General features: G+C 69.6%; 15 protein-coding genes. 11 read left to right on the top strand and 4 right to left on the bottom strand.

The features are described 5' to 3' along the window. Nucleotides 1-40: 40 nt before the first annotated feature. The 5 genes from HCX50_RS14005 to HCX50_RS13985 all read left to right on the top strand — a co-directional run bounded on the left by HCX50_RS14005 (nt 41) and on the right by HCX50_RS13985 (nt 5,413). On the top strand, nt 41-553 hold the full coding sequence (locus HCX50_RS14005) for a DUF3817 domain-containing protein (protein ID WP_029262271.1): 513 nt from the start codon (nt 41-43) through the stop codon (nt 551-553). Continuing rightward, a complete protein-coding gene (gene guaA / locus HCX50_RS14000) occupies nt 550-2,136 on the top strand; it encodes a glutamine-hydrolyzing GMP synthase (RefSeq protein WP_167634794.1) in 1,587 nt (528 codons plus the stop codon). Before HCX50_RS14005 ends, guaA begins: the two co-directional genes overlap by 4 nt. An 8-nt stretch (nt 2,137-2,144) precedes the next feature. Continuing rightward, complete coding sequence (locus tag HCX50_RS13995; RefSeq protein WP_167634793.1) at nt 2,145-3,530, top strand: glycosyltransferase; 1,386 nt, start codon at nt 2,145-2,147, stop codon at nt 3,528-3,530. 162 nt (nt 3,531-3,692) lie between these two features. Then, complete coding sequence (locus tag HCX50_RS13990; RefSeq protein ID WP_091034915.1) at nt 3,693-4,118, top strand: YciI family protein; 426 nt, start codon at nt 3,693-3,695, stop codon at nt 4,116-4,118. Then, nucleotides 4,118-5,413, top strand: coding sequence for an RNA polymerase sigma factor (locus HCX50_RS13985; RefSeq protein ID WP_167634792.1), 1,296 nt, complete (start codon nt 4,118-4,120; stop codon nt 5,411-5,413). Before HCX50_RS13990 ends, HCX50_RS13985 begins: the two co-directional genes overlap by 1 nt. A gap of 64 nt (nt 5,414-5,477) precedes the next feature. Here HCX50_RS13985 and HCX50_RS13980 read toward each other — a convergent pair whose 3' ends face one another. Continuing rightward, the gene (locus HCX50_RS13980) at nt 5,478-5,750 is read right to left on the bottom strand and encodes a GlsB/YeaQ/YmgE family stress response membrane protein (RefSeq protein ID WP_028502343.1); all 273 of its coding nucleotides are present in this window, start codon (nt 5,748-5,750) and stop codon (nt 5,478-5,480) included. A 161-nt stretch (nt 5,751-5,911) separates the two neighbouring features. Next, the gene (locus HCX50_RS13975) at nt 5,912-6,838 is read right to left on the bottom strand and encodes a Bax inhibitor-1/YccA family protein (protein WP_091034910.1); all 927 of its coding nucleotides are present in this window, start codon (nt 6,836-6,838) and stop codon (nt 5,912-5,914) included. 90 nt (nt 6,839-6,928) lie between these two features. On the opposite strand from HCX50_RS13975, the gene HCX50_RS13970 reads away from it, so the two are divergent. Then, nucleotides 6,929-7,915: a glycerophosphodiester phosphodiesterase family protein gene (locus tag HCX50_RS13970; RefSeq protein WP_167634791.1), complete on the top strand. Its 987-nt coding sequence runs from the start codon at nt 6,929-6,931 to the stop codon at nt 7,913-7,915. Between the two features lie 27 nt (nt 7,916-7,942). Here HCX50_RS13970 and HCX50_RS13965 read toward each other — a convergent pair whose 3' ends face one another. Together HCX50_RS13965 and HCX50_RS13960 are read right to left on the bottom strand one after the other, a co-directional pair. Next, complete coding sequence (locus HCX50_RS13965; RefSeq protein ID WP_091034907.1) at nt 7,943-8,404, bottom strand: hemerythrin domain-containing protein; 462 nt, start codon at nt 8,402-8,404, stop codon at nt 7,943-7,945. Between the two features lie 25 nt (nt 8,405-8,429). Next, nucleotides 8,430-8,828 carry a YccF domain-containing protein gene (locus HCX50_RS13960; RefSeq protein ID WP_046748802.1) on the bottom strand — a complete coding sequence of 133 codons (399 nt, stop codon included), beginning with the start codon at nt 8,826-8,828 and terminating at the stop codon, nt 8,430-8,432. Nucleotides 8,829-8,917: 89 nt separating this feature from the next. On the opposite strand from HCX50_RS13960, the gene HCX50_RS13955 reads away from it, so the two are divergent. From HCX50_RS13955 to HCX50_RS13935, 5 genes are all read left to right on the top strand, one after another. Continuing rightward, nucleotides 8,918-9,943 (top strand): ABC transporter ATP-binding protein, encoded by a 1,026-nt coding sequence (locus HCX50_RS13955; protein WP_167634790.1) that lies wholly within the window; start codon nt 8,918-8,920, stop codon nt 9,941-9,943. Then, a complete protein-coding gene (locus tag HCX50_RS13950; protein WP_091034902.1) occupies nt 9,940-10,959 on the top strand; it encodes an ABC transporter permease in 1,020 nt (339 codons plus the stop codon). The genes HCX50_RS13955 and HCX50_RS13950 overlap by 4 nt, the downstream gene beginning before the upstream one ends. Nucleotides 10,960-11,128: 169 nt before the next feature. Further along, entirely contained in the window at nt 11,129-14,242 is a 3,114-nt protein-coding gene (locus HCX50_RS13945) for a lamin tail domain-containing protein (protein WP_167634789.1), read from the top strand. A gap of 105 nt (nt 14,243-14,347) precedes the next feature. Beyond that, nucleotides 14,348-16,822: an ATP-dependent helicase gene (locus HCX50_RS13940; protein ID WP_167634788.1), complete on the top strand. Its 2,475-nt coding sequence runs from the start codon at nt 14,348-14,350 to the stop codon at nt 16,820-16,822. A gap of 62 nt (nt 16,823-16,884) precedes the next feature. Next, nucleotides 16,885-18,024, top strand: a complete 1,140-nt coding sequence (locus HCX50_RS13935; protein ID WP_091034894.1) for an SseB family protein — start codon at nt 16,885-16,887, stop codon at nt 18,022-18,024. Nucleotides 18,025-18,026 lie beyond the last annotated feature (2 nt).

Below are 18,026 nucleotides of genomic sequence, written 5' to 3'. Positions count from 1 at the left end.
GCGGGATCGAGCGGCGAATCCCGGCGGCTAGACTGGACGCATGCCCGAACCGAAAGTCGCCAGCTTTCCGGCGATCCGCGGTGCGCTGAAGTTCTACCAGATCGCGTCGATCATCACAGGAGTCATGCTGCTCCTGCTGTTGACCGAGATGGTGCTGAAGTACACGCCGATCCACCTCGAGCTCTTCCTGGGAGGCTCCGGAGGACCGCTGTGGTTCGCCGGCGTGCTCGCCGGACCCGACTGCCAGTGGTGGTCGCTGTTCGCCCCGATGACCAACTCCTGCGAGATGACCTCGCTGGGCGACGGGTTCAACCTCTCGCTGTTCATCCTGGTGGCGCACGGCTGGTTCTACGTCGTCTACCTGTTCGCGTGCTTCCGCATGTGGAGCCTGATGCGCTGGCGCTTCCCGCGCTTCATCCTCCTCGCGCTCGGTGGCGTCATCCCGCTGCTGTCGTTCTTCATGGAGGCGGTCGTCGCCCGTGAGGTCAAGACCTATCTCGCCACCCGAGAGGCCGCCGAGGCCTCCACCCCCGCCCCGGAAGGTGTCCGTTGACCGAACAGTCCGAGACCCAGCAGCGTCCTGCGCTCGTCGTCGACTTCGGCGCGCAGTACGCGCAGCTGATCGCCCGTCGAGTCCGCGAAGCGGGTGTGTACAGCGAGATCGTGCCGCACACCGCCACGGCCGAAGAGATCGCCGCCAAGAACCCGGTCGCGATCATCCTCTCCGGCGGCCCCTCGTCGGTGTACGAGGAGGGCGCTCCGAAGCTCGACCCGGCGGTCTTCGACCTCGGCGTCCCGACGCTCGGCATCTGCTACGGATTCCAGTACATGGCCCAGACGCTCGGCGGCGAGGTCGCGCACACCGGACTCCGTGAGTACGGCGCGACGGATGCCGTGATCTCGGGCGACGGCGGCACACTGCTCGGCGGCCAGCCGGCGGAGCAGAACGTCTGGATGAGCCACGGCGACCAGGTGGCGAAGGCCCCCGAAGGCTTCGACGTGCTCGCGACGACGGATGCGACCAAGGTCGCGGCGTTCTCGAACGAGGAGCGCGGCTTTTACGGCGTGCAGTGGCACCCCGAGGTCAAGCATTCCGACCACGGTCAGCGCGTGATCGAGAACTTCCTGCACAAGGGCGCGGGTCTCGCGTCCGACTGGAACAGCGGCAACGTGATCGCCGAGCAGATCGAGCGCATCCGCGAGCAGGTGGGCGACGCCCGCGTCATCTCCGCTCTCTCCGGCGGCGTCGACTCCGCGGTCTCCACGGCACTCGTGCACAAGGCGATCGGCGACCAGCTGACCGCCGTCTTCGTCGACCACGGCCTCCTCCGCAAGGGCGAGCGCGAGCAGGTCGAGAACGACTACGTCGAGTCCACCGGTGTGCGTCTGATCACGGTCGACGCGGCGGAGACCTTCCTCGGTCACCTCGAGGGTGTGACCGACCCCGAGGAGAAGCGCAAGATCATCGGCCGCGAGTTCATCCGCGCGTTCGAGAAGGTGCAGCTCGACCTCGTCGCCGAGGCCAAGGCCTCCGGTGGCGCTCCGGTCAAGTTCCTCGTGCAGGGCACGCTCTACCCCGACGTCGTCGAGTCCGGTGGTGGTGCGGGAACCGCGAACATCAAGTCGCACCACAACGTGGGCGGCCTTCCCGACGACCTCGACTTCGAGCTGATCGAGCCGCTGCGCGCCCTGTTCAAGGACGAGGTCCGTGCCATCGGCCGCGAGCTCGGCATCCCCGAGGCGATCGTCGGACGTCAGCCGTTTCCGGGGCCCGGCCTCGGCATCCGGATCATCGGTGAGGTCACCGCTGACCGCCTCGAGATTCTGCGTGAGGCCGACGCCATCGCCCGCGAAGAGCTGACGAAGGCCGGTCTCGACCAGGAGATCTGGCAGTGCCCGGTCGTACTCCTCGCCGACGTGCGCTCGGTGGGCGTGCAGGGCGACGGTCGCACCTACGGCCACCCGATCGTGCTGCGGCCCGTGTCGAGTGAAGACGCCATGACGGCCGACTGGACGCGTCTGCCGTACGACGTGCTGTCGAAGATCTCGAACCGCATCACGAACGGGGTGCGCGACGTCAACCGCGTCGTGCTCGACGTCACGTCGAAGCCGCCGGGGACGATCGAGTGGGAGTAGGGAGCACCATGCTCCCCGATGCGGCGCCGGCTCTGCCCGACGCCGAGTACCTGGTGCTGTCCAGCCGGCTGATCCCGGGCCTGGACGGCGGGTACACGATCGCGACGCTCGCGCGCGCCCGTCAGCTGGCGGGCGCAGGTGTCGCCGACGGCTCCGGCCCGCAGCTGCTCACGTTCGACCCGGGTACCGCGGCGGACCATGCCGCGCACCGCGGGACGTTCGTCGAGCAGGGCTCGCTTCTCGACGCGTCGCGGATGCGCAACCTCTTCGACGAGGCGGTACAGCCGGATGGCGGAGCGGCAGGCTGGCTGCGCGCTGCCGCCGACACCGCGGTGACCCCCGATCCCGACGTCGAGTACCGCGTGCTGACGGACGCCGAGGGGCGACCGTTCGCGGCGCTCCCGGTGATCCCGGGCAACCCGGACTGGCACCTCACCGAGGAACCGGTACTCGTGTACGACGCGGCGGGCGAGGTCGTCGGCGCCCTGCACGGTTTCCGCGGGCTGTACCGGGCCTGGCTCGACCACGTGACGGCCGCGTTCGGCGAACGTCGCATCATCGTGATCTGCGAGTCGCGCCAGCTGGGAGAGCTCATCGCGGACTGGGATGACCCGCGCGTGCGCATCGTCCACACCATTCACACCATGCACGTCGAGGCGCCGTACACGCCGGACGCGACCATGAACACGCTCTGGACCCGCTGGTTCCGTCTCGCCGACCGCTTCGACGCGGTCGTCTGGCCGACCGTCACCCAGCGTGACGATGTGGTGGCCCGGTTCGGGGACGCGGCGTCGCACGTCGTGGTGCCGAATCCCATCGCTCCGGTGGAGGCCCGCGACGACCTGCGCGAGGACGGCCTCGTGATCATGCTCGGACGCCTCGCACCCGGGAAGCGCGTCGACCAGGCGATCCGCGCGTTCCTCGCGGCCGACGTGCCGGGCACCCGGATGGAGATCTGGGGTGGTGGCCCCGAGCAGGGACGACTGCAGGCGCTGATCGAGGAACTCGCGGCGGGGGACCGTGTCGTCCTCGCCGGCTACACGCAGACCCCCGGCACCGTCCTCGATCGCGCATCGCTCCTCGTCACGTCGACGGCGTTCGAGGGGCAGCCGCTCGGTGTTGTCGAATCGCTCCTCCACGGCACGCCCGTGGTGTCGTACGACGTGCGCTACGGCATCCGCGACGTCCTCGGCGCCGGCGGGGGAGTGCTGGTCCCGGACGGCGACATCGAGGCGCTGGGAGACGCGATCCGCGCGTTGCTCACCGACCCCGATCGACTCGCCGCGCTGAGCGCTGAGGCGCCGACGGTCGCCGCTGCCTGGAGCCCGCAGCGCTCGCTCGACGCCCTCACCGCCGTCATCGCGACCGCGGTCGCAGCCCCGCCGCGTCGCTGATACCCCGTTCTCCGTCGCGCCGGATCCGGCTCGACGACGGACCCATGCGCGACTGCAAAAGAAATCTCGAAGACTTCTGCCGACGATGTCGATCCGGGCCGTTCCCGTTCGACGTCTGAAGTGAGAGGGTCGAGAGACGGCCCTTCGAACAAGGAGAACATCATGAAGTTCATGCTCATCATGCGCGCAGACGACACCGCCGTCGAGGCATACAAGGAGATGCCCTTCGAGCAGGTCATCGAGGCCATGGGCAAGTACAACGAGTCGATGATCAAGGCCGGCGTGCTGGTCGCGGGCGAGGGCCTGACCGACGCCGCCGAGGGATTCGTCGTCGACTTCAGCGCCGAGAAGCCGCTCATCACCGACGGCCCCTACGGCGAGACCAAAGAGCTGTTCAACGGGTTCTGGATCGTCGAGGTCTCGTCGCGCGAGGAAGCCGCCGAATGGGCGAGCCGCGCACCCCTCGGCGCCGGATCGTTCCTCGAAGTGCGTCGTGTCACCGGTGTGGAGGACTTCCCGGCCGACAACGAGTGGATCGAGAAGGAAGCCGGCTGGCGCGAGGAAGCGGCACAGCGCGCCCAGCAGTGATGGACGGATCCGCGAACGACGAGACGGCGTGCTCCGCCCCCGAGGACGGGTCGGCGGAGCGTGCGGTCGCCGCGGTGTGGCGCATCGAGTCCGCGCGCATCGTGGGGGCGCTCACCCGCATGGTCGGCGACTTCGGGCTCGCGGAGGACCTCGCCCAGGAGGCGCTGGTCGATGCGCTCCGGCAGTGGCCGGTCGAGGGGGTGCCGCGCAACGCGGGGGCCTGGCTCACGGCGGTCGCGAAGCGCAAGGCGATCGACGGGTGGCGCCGCGCGGAGCGCCTGGATGCCCGAGTCGCCGCTCTCGCCCACGACCTGGAGCGGGAGCAGGCCGAGTCGCCGGACATGCTGTGGGACCCGGATGCCGTCGACGACGACGTGCTGCGTCTGATCTTCATCGCCTGCCACCCGGTGCTGTCGAAGGAGGCGCAGGTCGCCCTGACGCTGCGGGTGGTCGGCGGTTTGTCGAGCGAGGAGATCGCCCGCGCCTTTCTCGTGCCGACCGCGACCGTGCAGCAGCGGATCGTGCGGGCGAAGAAGACGCTCGCGGCGGCGAACGCACCCTTCGAGGTGCCGCCCCGCGAGGAACATGCCGCGCGTCTGAGTGCCATCCTCGGCGTGCTGTACCTGATCTTCAACGAGGCGCATGCGGCGAGCAGCGGGCCCGAGTGGATGCGGCCCGAGCTCAGCGACGAGGCCATCCGTCTGGGCCGGGTGCTCGCGGCGCTGATGCCGCGCGAGCCCGAGGTGCACGGCCTGCTGGCGCTGATGGAGCTCACCGCGGCGCGGTTCGCCGCGCGCGTGGACCGGAACGGCGACCCGGTGCTGCTCGCCGATCAAGACCGTGGGCGGTGGGATCGCGGGCGCATCACCCGCGGTCGAGCGGCGCTGGCGACGGCGGACGCGCTCGGTCGCGGTCGCGGTGCCTACTGCCTGCAGGCCGCGATCGCCGAGTGTCATGCCGTGGCGGCATCCGTCGACGACACGGACTGGGACCGCATCGTGCTGCTCTACGAGGCGCTCGGACGGATAGCCCCCTCGCCGGTGGTGGAGCTCAACCGCGCGGCGGCGGTCGCGATGGCGACCGGCCCGGCATCCGCGTTGCGCATCATCGATCAGCTCTCGAGCTCGGGAGCGCTGCGTGGGTACCACCTGCTGCCCGCGACTCGGGGGGAGCTGCTGCGCCGGCTCGGGCGCGAGGAGGAGGCGCGGAGCGAGTTCGCCGTCGCGGCCGGCCTCGCGGGCAACGATCGCGAACGGTCGCTGCTCGAGCGGAAGGCCGCCGGGGCAGAGAAATGACCCGCCCCCTTCGGGAAGCACGAGGCTGCCGAAGGGGACGGGCGTGTGGGACTTCGGGGAAGCGTCAGTCGTTGACCTTCTGACCGCGACCGGCGATCAGACCGTAGATCAGCAGCACGACGATCGAACCGGCGATGGCGAGGAGCCAGGTGCCCAGATCCCAGAACTCGGTCAGCGGACGGTTGAGGATCAAGCTGCCGAGCCAGCCGCCGAGCAGGGCGCCGACGACACCGAGAAGGAGGGTGATGAACCACCCGCCACCCTGCTTGCCGGGCAGGATCAGCTTGGCGATGGCCCCGGCGATGAGGCCGAGGAGAAGAAAGCCGAGAAAACTCATGGTCAGCTCCTATGTGTCGGGAGCCCCGGGGTGCCAGGGCTTCGTGACACCCACACTGCCGCTCTTCGAGACCGCACGACAACCCCTTGCGCGCACCTCCCCGGATGTGCCAAAAGGCCCGCCTCCGCAAGGGAGACGGGCCTTTCGTACTGCGGTTCGCGTCAGTTGTTGCCGCGGACGATCGCGATGATGCGCAGGATCTCGACGTAGAGCCACACGACCGTGACCATGATGCCGAAGGCGCCGAGCCAGCCGTACTGGCGGGGAGCCCCGTTGCGGACGCCCTGCTGGATCTGGTCGAAGTCGAGCACCAGCGAGTACGCGGCCATGATGACCACCAGGACGCCGATGATGACGCCGAGCGGGATGCCCATGATGGTGGCGCTGAGCATGCCGAACGCCTGGTCCTGCGGCAGCACGCCGGTCCACATGAGGACCAGGTTCAGCAGCGAGAAGACGAGGTAGCCCATCATGGCGATCATGAAGATCTTGGTCGCCTTCTTCGACGCGCGGATCTTTCCGCTCGCGAAGAGCGCCAGGGTCACACCGACGACCGATACGGTCGCGAGCGTCGCCTGGAAGACGATGCCCGGGTAGATGACCTCGAAGAACGCCGAGATGCCACCGATGAAGAGGCCCTCGAGCGCGGCGTAGCCGAAGATGAGCGCGGGGCGCACCTTCTTGCGCGACGTGAAGGTGATGACCATCGCGAGCACGAAGCCGCCGAGCGCGCCGATGATCCACGGCATCATGTTGACGGGCGCCGGGTTCTGGGGGTTGTACGGCGGAGCGTCGATCCCACCGAGCGTCCACACCCAGCCGATGGCGGCGGTGACGAGCAGGATGGCGAACAGGCCGGCGGTCTTCCAGACGGTGTCCTCGACGGACATCCGGTCGGTCTCGATCGCACCGGCAGGCGGCGCGGCGTACATGCCCTCGAGCTGCGCGTTGGCCGCGACATCCATCGCCCCGTGCTGGAGCGAGGCGTTCTGCGCGCCCTGAGCAGCCTGAGGTCCGCCCGGGTAGGTCGCGACATTGCGCGGGTCCTGCTGCTGGAAAGCAGGGTTGTTGAAAGCGAAGTTGCTCATTGGTGGGCCTCACTCCAAAGGGGGGTAGTAGGTCTCTTTCCTCCACGATACTCGGGCGATGGCGCTCCGGGCGTGTTCTACGCTGAGAGCGTGCCCAGGAAATCACCCCTCGTCATCGGGCACCGCGGTGCGCCCGGCTATCGACCGGAGCACAGCCGCTCCTCCTACGAGCTCGCGCTCGCCATGGGCGTGGATGCCGTGGAACCCGACGTCGTGGCTACGAAGGACGGCGTCCTCGTCGTGCGGCATGAGAACGAGATCTCGGGCACGACCGACGTCGCCCTGCATCCGGAGTTCGCCGACCGCAAGACGACCAAGCGCGTCGACGGACAGGCGCTGACCGGCTGGTTCACCGAGGACTTCACCTGGGCGGAGCTGTCGACTCTGCGCGGACGCGAGCGCCTGCCCGAGGTGCGGGTGTCGAGCGCGAGCTTCGACGACTCGCAGGCCATCCTCCGCCTGCGGGACGTGCTCGACATCGTGCGCGACGGCTCGGTCGAGCACGGCCGAGAGATCGGTGTGGTGCTCGAGGTCAAGCACGCCACGTACTTCGCGAGCATCGGCCTCGATCTGGCTCCGTTGATCGAGCGCGAGCTGCGGGACGCGGGCTGGGCCGACGGAGAGCTGCCTCTGGTGATCGAGTGCTTCGAGTCGACGGTGCTCGGACAGTTGCGCGAGCGCGGCGTCGCGGCGTCGTACATCTACCTCATCGAGGCGACCGGCCGCCCGTACGACCGGCTGGTGGCCGAGGGCAAGCAGGCGCTCACGTACAAGGCGACCGTCACTCCGCAGGGGCTCGACGGTCTGGTGGGCCGTGTCGACGGCATCAGCGTCAGCAAGAAGATGCTGCTCGACCGCGGCAACACGATCGTCGCCGATGCGCATGCGCGCGGCCTGCAGGTCTTCACCTGGACGTGCCGGCCGGAGAACGCGTTCCTGTCGCCGGAGTTCCGCGGCTCGGGTGGACGCTCGGCGTTCGGGGACTACGAGTCGGAGTGGGGCGTCATCGCGCGCCAGGGTATCGACGGCGTGTTCGTGGACCACCCCGATCTGGGCGTCGCGTTCTTCCGCAGCTGAGCGGAGGTGCCTTCCGGCCGCCGCGGGTCAGAGCGGACCGAGGACGGTCTTCACGTCGCCGTCGAGCGCGAGTGCGCGCAGCGGTTCGAGGATCTCGCGCTCCTCGAACCGGAAGTGCGACTCCATGATCGCGGCGATGCCGTCGAGGTGTCCGGCGATCGCGCGCGCATCGTCTCCGCGCTCGGCTGCGGTGCGCAGCGAGCCGAGGAGGTGGGCGAGCATCGAGTGGTCCTGCATGAGCTTGTCGATCACACCGCCGAGTTCGGGATGCTCCGCGCGCAGCGCGGGGAAGAGCGCGCGATCCTCGGCGCCGTGGTGGCCATCGAGCGCCGTGCAGAAGCCGATGCAGTAGAGCACGAGCTCGGAGGTGGGGTCCGGTGCCGCTTCGCCCTGCTCGAGGGCCTCGCGGGTGGCGGCGAGTGCCGCGCGCAGACGGGAGTGTGCCGAGCGGAGCTCGTGATCCCAGGCGATCAGGCGGGCGGCATCCATCGCCCCAGTGTAGGCAGGGGCCGCGTCAGAGGGTGCGGTCGAAGGCGCCGCGACGGGTGGAGACGATCTCCTTGCCGAGCGGCATGAGCGAGACCGGGACCATCTTGAAGTCGGCGATGCCCATCGGGATGCCGATGATCGTGATGCACAGCAGGATGCCGGAGACGATGTGGCCGATCGCGAGCCACCAGCCGGCGAGGATCACCCATAGGACGTTGCCGAGGAAAGAGCCGACGCCGGCCGTCGGCTTGCTGATGACCTCGCGGCCGAACGGCCAGATCGCGTAGGCGGCGATGCGGAACGAGGCGATCGCCCACGGGATCGTGATGATCGGGATGCACAGCAGGATGCCGGCCAGGACGTACCCGAGGAAGAGGGCCCATCCGGCCAGGATGACCCAGATGATGTTGAGGATCGTGCGCATGGGGAGATTGTGTCACCCGTGCGGCTCGGTGTCTGAGCATCCGCCCCGAGGTCCCGGGCGCGCGGCGGTCCGGATGCCAGACTGACCGCATGACCGGAATCGTGGTGCAAGACGTCAGTAGAGCGTTCGGGACGGTGCAGGCGGTGCGAGGGGCCACCCTGCGAGCCGAGCCGGGCCGCGTGACCGGACTGGTCGGGCCGAACGGAGCGGGCAAGACGACGCTGCTCCTCATGCTCGCCTCACTTCTCGCCCCGGACAGCGGGACGATCAGCATCGGCGGCGTCGATCCGTCGGTCGATCCGCTCGCTGCACGGCGTCTGCTCGGCTGGATGCCCGACGCACTCGGCGCCTGGCCTTCGCTCACCGCGCGGGAGACCATCGTCACGACCGCCCGCCTGTACGGCATCGAGAAGCCGGATGCCGCCGCGCGGGCGCAGCAGCTGCTCACGCTCGTCGGGCTCGGGGAGTTGGCGGACTCGCCCGCGAAGGTGCTGTCGCGAGGGCAGAAGCAGAAGCTCGGCCTTGCGCGCGCGCTCGTGCACGACCCGCAGGTGCTGCTCCTCGACGAGCCGGCATCCGGACTCGACCCCGAGGCGCGGGTCCAACTCCGCGAGCTGCTGCGTCGTCTGGCCGCCGAGGGGCGCACGGTGCTGATCTCGAGCCACATCCTCTCGGAGCTGGAAGAGGTCGTCGATGACTCCGTCTTCCTCGTGGCCGGAGCGGTGGTCGACGGCGCTCCCATCCAGACCTCTGTGCGCGCATGGCGCGTGCGGCTGGCGGGCGCGACTCCCGAGCGTCTGAACGCCGACACCTGGCAGGTGGCGTCGAACCTCGGTCTCTCGCCGGATTCCCTCGCCACCGATCGCGGTGCGGTGCTGGTCGGATTCGCCGGTGAAGACGCTGCGGCGCAGTCGCTGCGCCGGCTCGTCGAGGCGGGCCTGCCGGTCGCGGAGTTCGCCCCCGCGCAGAGCGACCTGGAGCACACGTTCCTCAACCTGCCGCATGCGCCGCTGCCGCAGGCCGCCGCTTCCGCCCCGCCGCATCCTGCGCCGCCTGCCGCACCACCAGCACCACCCGCCCCCGCGGCACCGACCGGAACGGAGGCGGGAGCATGAGCCTCGCGAACATCGGGATCATCGCCCGACTCGAACTGACCCAGCGGCTGCGGAGCGTCGGCTGGTACGTCCTCCTGGGTGTCTTCGCGCTCATCCTGCTCGGGGTCACCGGACTCGCGTTCGCCGTGTACTCGTGGGGTGACTTCGTCGGCGCGGGCGTCTACTCGATCGTCGTCAACATCGTGCTGCTTCTGGTCGTGCTGGTGTCGCCGACACTCAGCGGCAACGCGATCAACGGCGACCGTGATGCCGCGACCCTCGCCGCGGTCCAGGTGACCGCGGCGTCGACCGGCGACATCATGCTCGGCAAGCTCCTCGCCGCCATCGCGACCGGCGGGGCCTTCCTGCTCGTCGCCGTGCCGTTCCTCGCCCTGTCGCTCCTGGGCGGGGGAGCGGATGCGCTCGTGCTGCTGGTCTCGCTGCTCGTGCTCGCGGTCGAGATCATCGTGGTCGCGGCCATCGGCGTCGGCCTGAGCGGACTCATCGCCCGCCCGCTGTTCTCGGTCGCGGCGACGTATCTCGTGGTCGCCGGCCTCGTGTTCGGCACGCTCATCGCCTTCGGGTTGGGCGGCATGGCCGTGCGCAGCGAGGCGACGACGTACTCGCGCCCGTACGACGCGAACGGCGCCCCCATCTGCGACGACTGGGAGGTCGGCACCACCTACGAGGTGCCGCGGTTCGACTACGTCTGGTGGGCGCTGTCGGCGAACCCGTTCGTCGTGCTCGCCGATGCGACGCCCACGGAGTTCTCGCCCGAGGGCTACCCGGTCGACCTGTTCGGCCAGATCAAGCTCGGCGTGCGCAGCGCGCAGCAGTCGCCGCTCGAACAGCGCTGGGACGAGTGCGACCCGAACGGCGGCTACCGCACGCCGGAGGAGATCATGGACTCGTCTGTGCCCAGCTGGTTCGTGGGACTCGGCGTGCAGATCGTCATCGCCGGCTCGCTGTTCGCCGGGGCATGGGCGCGTACGCGGACGCCCGCGAAGCGTCTGCCGCCGGGCACCCGCATCGCCTGAGGACGTGAGAACGGAAGGGGGAACGGGAAGTCGCCACCTCCCGTTCACCTTCCGTGCACCGGAGGGATTCTTCGCGGCCACGCGGGATCGGTGGTCTGGGCTGGTACCCGACTGAGTCCGGTTGGGCCCCGCCTGGGGGCCCGCCGGCCGAGCCCACCAGGAGTCCTCCATGCCCCGCCTGCAATCCGCAGCCGCGGTCGCGGCGGTGTGCGCACTGAGCGCCGCCGCCCTGCTCGCCACTCCCGCCGCCGCCATCGGCGCCGATCCCGGCATCCGCCCCGCAGAGACGGTCTCGGCCGCGCCGAGTCTCGTGCTCAACGAGATCGTCTACGACGATGCGGCGACCGGCCTCCCCGACCAGATCGAGATCTACAACGCGGGTGCCGAGACGGTCGATCTCGCGGGCTGGAAGGTCGCCGACGAGAAGCGCGACAGCTTCGGCGCAGCACCCGAGGGTACGTCTCTCGCCCCCGGTGAGTTCCTCGTGCTAGTGAAGGACGTCGACTTCCCGTTCGGTCTCGGCAAGGGCGACGAGGTCGTGCTCTTCGATCCGAGCGGCGCCGAGGCCGACTCCTACGCCTACGAGAACACCGCGCCGCTGTCGGTGTGGGCGCGCTGCGCCGACGGCACGGGCGAGTGGGCGCATGCCACGGCAGCGACCCCTGGCGCGGCGAACGACTGCTCGATCGCACCCGTGTCGGGATCCATCGTGATCAACGAGGTCGACTCGCAGCCCGCCGACTGGGTCGAGTTCTACAACCCCGGAACCGAGGCGCTCGACATCTCGGGCTACGAGATCCGTGACAACTCCGATGATCACCGCTGGCGGTTCCTGGCCGGCACTCAGATCGGCGCAGGCGAGTTCCTTGTGGTCGACGAGGGCACGATCGGTCTCGTCGGAGGAGGCGAGGCGGCCTTCCGCGACCCGATCGGCATCGGCAGCGCCGACCGCATCCGCCTGTTCGACGCGGCGGGAACGCAGATCGACGACACCCTCCCATGGGAGGGGCACGCGGCGATCGACGGAGACTTCTCCGCCGCCACGCTCGCACGCTGCCCGGACGGCGTCGGCGCGTTCGTTCTCGCGCACTCGACCCCCGGAGCCGCCAACTCGTGCGTCATGCCCGACGTCGTGATCAACGAGATCGAGTCCAACGGCGACACCACCGACTGGGTCGAGGTCACGAACACCGGCAGCACGGCCGTCGACCTGTCCGGCTGGACCGTCATGGACAACGACCCGACCGGTCACGCGGGTGAGACCACCCCGCTGCCGGCCGGCACGACGCTGCAGCCGGGCGCGTACTTCGTGTTCGACCAGCCCGCGAACTTCGTCTTCGGTCTGGGCAACGGCGACACCGTGACGGTTCGCGATGCGAACGGCAACACCGTCGACGAGCACGTGTACACCGCTCACGCCGCGGGTGTGCTGGCGCGCTGCGCCGACGGCTCCGGCGACTTCGTCGATGTCGCGGTCTCGACCAAGGGATTGCGCAACGCCTGCGGCAACCCGGTGCGCATCAACGAGGTCGAGTCCGACGGCGGCTCGCCCGACGACTGGGTGGAGCTGGTGAACCCGACCGACGCGGCGCTCGACGTCTCGGGCATCGTGGTGAAGGACGACGACGACACCCACGCCTATTCGATCCCGGACGGAACCCGCATCGGCGCGGGGGAGTACCTCGTCATCGAGCGCGAGCAGCTCGGCTTCGGCCTGGGCGGCGGCGACGCGGTGCGACTGTTCGACGGCGAGCTGCTCGTCGACGAGACCAGCTGGGGCGAGGGCCACGCGGCCATCACCTGGGGGCGCTGCCCCGACACGACGGGTGCGTTCGCCGCGACGACAGAGTCCAGGAAGGGTGCCGCGAACGTCTGCGCCGGCGAGGTCACCGTCTCGCCGTGGCCGGGTTCGGCCGAGGTCCGCGTGCTCGACAGCATCCCGACGTTCCTCGAGGACAGCTCGGGGCTCGACGTGCAGGAGACCGCCGACGGCGCGTTCCTCTGGGCGGTCGACAACGGCGAGGGCCGCATCTGGAAGCTCGAGGCGCATGCCGACGGCTCGGTCGAGAAGGTCGACGGCTGGGATGCGGGCAAGCGGGTCCGGTTCCAGAAGGACGCCGCAGACGCGGGTGCCGCAGGCCCGGACACCGAGGGCATCACGGTCGACGGAGAGGGCTTCGTGTACGTGGCCTCGGAACGTGACAACAGCGCCAAGGGCGTGAACCAGAACAAGGTCCTGAAGGTCGACCCCGAGGCGGCGAACGGCGACCTCGTCGCACAGCAGGAGTGGGACCTCACCGCGCTGCTGCCCTCCGTCGGCGCGAACCTCGGTATGGAGGCCGTGCAGTGGGTGCCGGATGCCGCGCTCGCCGGAAAGCTCTTCGACGACAACACCGGTGCGGCGTACAAGCCCACCGACTATGCCGGCCACGGTGGCGGGCTGTTCCTGGTCGCGGTCGAGGACAACGGTCATGTGTACGCGTTCGCGCTCGGCGCCGACGGCTCGGCGACGCTGGTCTCGGAGGTCGCTCCCGGGCTCGCCGGCGTGATGGCTCTCGACTACGACAGTGTGCGCGGCACGCTCTGGGCCGTCTGCGACGACGGCTGCCAGGGCCGTTCGGCCGAGATCACCCTCAACGGCACCGCCCAGCCGGGCATCGTCCAGTACGCGCGTCCTGCCGGCATGCCCGACATCAACAACGAGGGCTTCGCGACCGCGCCGGCCTCGCTCTCGGTCGACGGTCAGCGTCCGGTGTGGTGGTTCGCCGACGGCTTCGCCTCCGAGTCGCTGCGCACCGGAACGCTTGCGGGCGTCGACGGTGAGAATCCCGGTGGCGAGAACCCCGGCGGGGAGAACCCCGGTGGCGAGAACCCGCCGCTGCCCGGCACGGACCTGGTCGACGGCAACCGCAACGGCGTGACGGTCGATCCCGCGGTCGCCACCCGCGGTCAGAAGGTCACGGTCACCGTCGGCGCGGACGCGGCGGGGGAGGACATCGCGGTGTGGATGTACTCAGACCCGGTGCAGCTCGCAACAGGCACGCTGTCCGCGGCAGGGTCGATCACCGTGACGGTCCCGACCGATGCCGCGCTGGGTGCGCATCGGATCGCGGTGTACGACGCCGATGGAGCGCTGCTCGGCTGGGCCGACATCCGCATCTCCGAGGGCGCGGGCGGGCTCGCCGCGACCGGTGCCGAGTTCCCCGTCGCCGCGATCGCGCTGGCGCTGATGCTCCTGGTCGCGGGAGGGGTGGCGGTCCGCCGCCGCACGCGCACCGTCTGAGATCGGAGGGGTGCGCGGGTTCGCCCGCGCACCCCCCCCGCAGCAGTCGTGGGCGCGGCCTCCTCGTGCCGCGATGTCGGTGCCGACGCCTAGACTCATAAGGCCATGACCGAAGCTCCTCTCATCGTCCCCGGATCCGTCGGCCCCCGCTCCTCCGGGGCCCCGGGGCAGGACGATCTCCTCGCCGGCCTGAACCCGCAACAGCTCGAGGCCGTCACCTATCGCGGCCCCGCGCTCCTCATCGTCGCGGGTGCCGGATCGGGTAAGACGAGCGTCCTCACCCGTCGCATCGCCTCGCTGCTCCGCGCGCGTGAAGCCTGGCCGAGTCAGATCCTCGCGATCACCTTCACCAACAAGGCCGCCGGCGAGATGCGGGAGCGCGTCGAAGGCCTCATCGGCGACGCCGCGCGCGGCATGTGGATCTCGACGTTCCACTCGGCCTGCGTCCGCATCCTGCGCCGCGAGGCCCAGCAGTTCGGCTACACGAAGTCGTTCACGATCTACGACTCCGGCGACTCGCGCGCGCTGCTGAAGCGCCTGGTCAAGGCGCACGAGGCCGACGCCTACGGGCTCACCCCGGCATCAGTGCAGTCGCGCATCTCCAAACTGAAGAACGAGCTGTCCGACGCCGAGTCCTACGCCCGGCAGGCCAACATGAGCGACCCGGCCGAGCGGGTCTTCGTCGAGGTCTTCGCCGACTATCAGCGGCAGCTGCAGAAGGCCAACGCCTTCGACTTCGACGACCTCATCGGTCAGACCGTCTACCTGTTCCGCGCCTTCCCGCAGGTCGCCGACACGTACCGTCGACGGTTCCGGCACATCCTCGTCGACGAGTACCAGGACACGAACCACGCGCAGTACTCGCTGATCCACGAGCTCACCCGCCCCGTCTCCGGTGCTGCGGGCTCGGCCCCCGACCCGTATGCCTCCAACGGCATGATGATCTTCGAGCCTGATCCCGCGCCCACGGCAGATGCCGGCGAACCGGGCGCCTCGCTCACCGTGGTCGGCGACTCCGACCAATCGATCTACGCCTTCCGCGGTGCCGACATCCGCAACATCAGCGAGTTCGAACGCGACTTCCCGGGCGCCCGTGTGGTGCTGCTCGAGCAGAACTACCGCTCGACGCAGAACATCCTCTCCGCCGCGAATGCCGTGATCGGCAACAACTTCGACCGCAAGGACAAGAAGCTCTGGAGCGACAAGGGCGACGGCGACGCCATCATCGGCTTCACCGGCTACTCGCAGCACGACGAGGCGCAGTTCGTCGCCGACGAGGTCGAGGCGCTGCACCGTGCGGGCATGCCGTACTCCGAGATGGCCGTCTTCTACCGCACGAACTCGCAGTCCCGTGCGCTGGAAGAGATCTTCATCCGCTCGGCCGTGCCCTACAAGATCATGGGCGGCACCAAGTTCTACGACCGCGCCGAGATCAAAGACGCGCTGGCCTACCTGGTGGCGGTCGCGAACCCGGCCGACGAGATGTCGGTGCGACGCATCCTGAACAAGCCGCGGCGCGGCATCGGAGATGTGACCGAGACGGCCATCGCCCGTTTCGCCGAAGAGCATGGCATCAGCTTCCGCGACGCGCTGTCGATGCCGGGGCAGCTCGGCGTCGGCCCGAAGATCCAGGCCGCGATCGGACAGCTCGACGCCGTGCTCGCCGAGGCTGCTGCGATCCTGACTCCCGCCACCGGCGAGGTGCCGCCTCCCACGAGCGTGGCCGACGGTCTGGGCGTGCTGCTCGGCAAGAGCGGCTACCTCGACGCGCTGCGCGCCAGCCGCGACCCGCAGGACGAGGCTCGTGTCGAGAACCTCGACGAGTTCGTGGCCGTCGCCCGCGACTTCGCCCGCAACAACCCCGAGGGCACGATCGTCGACTTCCTCACCGAGGTCGCGCTGGTGTCCGACGCCGACGACCTCGACGACGAGTCCGGTTCGGTCTCTCTGATGACCATGCACACGGCGAAGGGCCTGGAGTACGACGCCGTGTTCGTCACGGGTGTCGAGGAAGACTTGATCCCGCACCGCATCTCGGCGGGAGAGCCCGGTGGGCCGCAGGAGGAGCGACGACTCTTCTACGTCGGCATCACTCGCGCCCGCAAGCGGCTGCACCTGTCGCTCGCCATGACGAGAGCGCAGTTCGGCGAGGTCACCGTGGCGATGCCCAGTCGCTTCCTGCAGGAGATCCCGGCGAACCTCATCGACTGGCGGCAGTCGCCCGGTGACGTGAACTCCCGCGGCGGCATGCAGTCGCGGGCGCTGAACGCCCGTCGCCAGGGCGGTTTCGGCGGCTCCGGCTCGGGCGACCGGTTCGCCGTCAAGGCGCTGCCCGGTCGCGACTCCCTCAAGCCGCTCTCGACCGCGATGGACAAGTTCCCCAACCGGGTCACGGCCAAGATGCGCGACAACGGCGACCTCGAGCTCACCGCGGGCGACCGCATCCGTCACGTCGACTTCGGCGAAGGGCGGGTGGATGCCGTGACCGGCGAGGGCGCGAAGCGCATCGCCCACGTGCGGTTCGACTCGGCAGGGCAGAAGAAGCTGCTCATCAAGGTCGCGCCGATCGAGAAGATCTAGCCCGCGCCCCGCGCCCGGCAACGGCGGAGCACGCAGGGGAATGCCGGTTAGGCTGGCTGATTATGGCCCTCTTCTCCCGCCGCAAGAAGTCCGCAGACGATGCTGTCACCCCCGCCCCCGACGTGGAGGAGACCGCGACCGGGTCGGATGCCGTGAACGCCGATCAGGCCACGACCGAGGCCGAGCAGCCCGTCGAGGCGCCGTCGATCGGCATCTCGGTGCAGGCGTTCCGTGGCGTCGGTGCCCAGGCCGGGCCCGAGGTCGCGCTGCCGACCTCCGATGCGCAGCCCGAGGCGGCAGCCGCGGACCCGCGTCCGGCGCAGCCCGCTGCTCCCGCGCAGCCCGCAGCGCCCGAGGAAAGGCGTCTTCCGCTCGCCTCGCCCCTGCCGCCCGAGCAGACCGAGACCGTCGCCGGGATGAAGGACAACGTCCTGCTCCGCGAAGCCCTCACCGAGATCGAGGCGGGCGCGAGCAATGACCAGCTCCTCGGTGTGATGCGTCAGGCGCTCCAGGGCCACCTCTACATCCGCGTGAACGGCGACGCGCGTGCGCAGATCAGCGAAGGAAAGCCGCTGTCGGTCGCTGTCGTGCGCGACAACGACGACCGGCAGTTCATGCTGGCCTTCAGCTCGGCCCGTGCCGTGCGCGATTCGGTACAGCTCGAGGCCGACCCCGCCGCGACCTCTGCCGTCGCGCAGCCGGTGACCTCGGTGCTCCAGCAGGTCGTGTCCGGTGACTTCGCCGGCCTCATCGTCGACAACGCCTCCGCCCCGCATCGCGTGGTGTTCCCCACCGATCTGCTGCAGAAGACGCTCGAGCAGGCTGACGTCGACATGACGGTCAAGAGCATCCTCGCCGCTCCGCGCGAGCAGGACTCGACGCTCAAGGTCGGCGAAGCGCTCGCGGTGAAGCGCATGTGGGTCGCCGTGAACGAGGGTGACGGCAGCGGCCAGGCCGGTATCGCCGAGGCGCAGACCACCGACGGGCGCCGCTTCCTGCAGCTGTTCTCCCACCCCCTCGAGGTGATCGCCCTGGGCCGCGGCGACCGTCCGCTCCCGTTCGAGCCGGAGCAGCTGGCGAAGGTCCTGTCGAGCCATTCCGACATGGCGGGCGTGATCGTGGACTCCGCGGGTCCGTCGATCGTCGTCGAGCGGGATGCGCTCACCCCGGTTCTCGCGCTGGCTGTCGCCCTCGGCGACTGAGC

Origin of the sequence: Microbacterium sp. B19(2022) (genome assembly GCF_012030385.1) — a bacterium.
GTDB classification, from domain to species: Bacteria; Actinomycetota; Actinomycetes; order Actinomycetales; family Microbacteriaceae; genus Microbacterium; species Microbacterium oxydans_B.
Note: the sequence above shows the minus strand (reverse complement) of the source record. Positions and strands in the feature narration are given on the sequence as shown.

What these genes read in the sequence shown, in the direction of transcription:
- HCX50_RS13980 (WP_028502343.1), bottom strand. Translation starts at nt 5,750, where the DNA reads ATGAGTTTTCTCGGCTTTCTTCTCCTCGGCCTCATCGCCGGGGCCATC.
- HCX50_RS13990 (WP_091034915.1), top strand. Translation starts at nt 3,693, where the DNA reads ATGAAGTTCATGCTCATCATGCGCGCAGACGACACCGCCGTCGAGGCA.
- HCX50_RS13965 (WP_091034907.1), bottom strand. Translation starts at nt 8,404, where the DNA reads ATGGATGCCGCCCGCCTGATCGCCTGGGATCACGAGCTCCGCTCGGCA.
- HCX50_RS13975 (WP_091034910.1), bottom strand. Translation starts at nt 6,838, where the DNA reads ATGAGCAACTTCGCTTTCAACAACCCTGCTTTCCAGCAGCAGGACCCG.
- HCX50_RS13960 (WP_046748802.1), bottom strand. Translation starts at nt 8,828, where the DNA reads ATGCGCACGATCCTCAACATCATCTGGGTCATCCTGGCCGGATGGGCC.
- HCX50_RS13935 (WP_091034894.1), top strand. Translation starts at nt 16,885, where the DNA reads ATGGCCCTCTTCTCCCGCCGCAAGAAGTCCGCAGACGATGCTGTCACC.
- HCX50_RS13995 (WP_167634793.1), top strand. Translation starts at nt 2,145, where the DNA reads ATGCTCCCCGATGCGGCGCCGGCTCTGCCCGACGCCGAGTACCTGGTG.
- HCX50_RS14005 (WP_029262271.1), top strand. Translation starts at nt 41, where the DNA reads ATGCCCGAACCGAAAGTCGCCAGCTTTCCGGCGATCCGCGGTGCGCTG.
- HCX50_RS13985 (WP_167634792.1), top strand. Translation starts at nt 4,118, where the DNA reads ATGGACGGATCCGCGAACGACGAGACGGCGTGCTCCGCCCCCGAGGAC.
- HCX50_RS13955 (WP_167634790.1), top strand. Translation starts at nt 8,918, where the DNA reads ATGACCGGAATCGTGGTGCAAGACGTCAGTAGAGCGTTCGGGACGGTG.
- HCX50_RS13940 (WP_167634788.1), top strand. Translation starts at nt 14,348, where the DNA reads ATGACCGAAGCTCCTCTCATCGTCCCCGGATCCGTCGGCCCCCGCTCC.
- HCX50_RS13945 (WP_167634789.1), top strand. Translation starts at nt 11,129, where the DNA reads ATGCCCCGCCTGCAATCCGCAGCCGCGGTCGCGGCGGTGTGCGCACTG.
- HCX50_RS13950 (WP_091034902.1), top strand. Translation starts at nt 9,940, where the DNA reads ATGAGCCTCGCGAACATCGGGATCATCGCCCGACTCGAACTGACCCAG.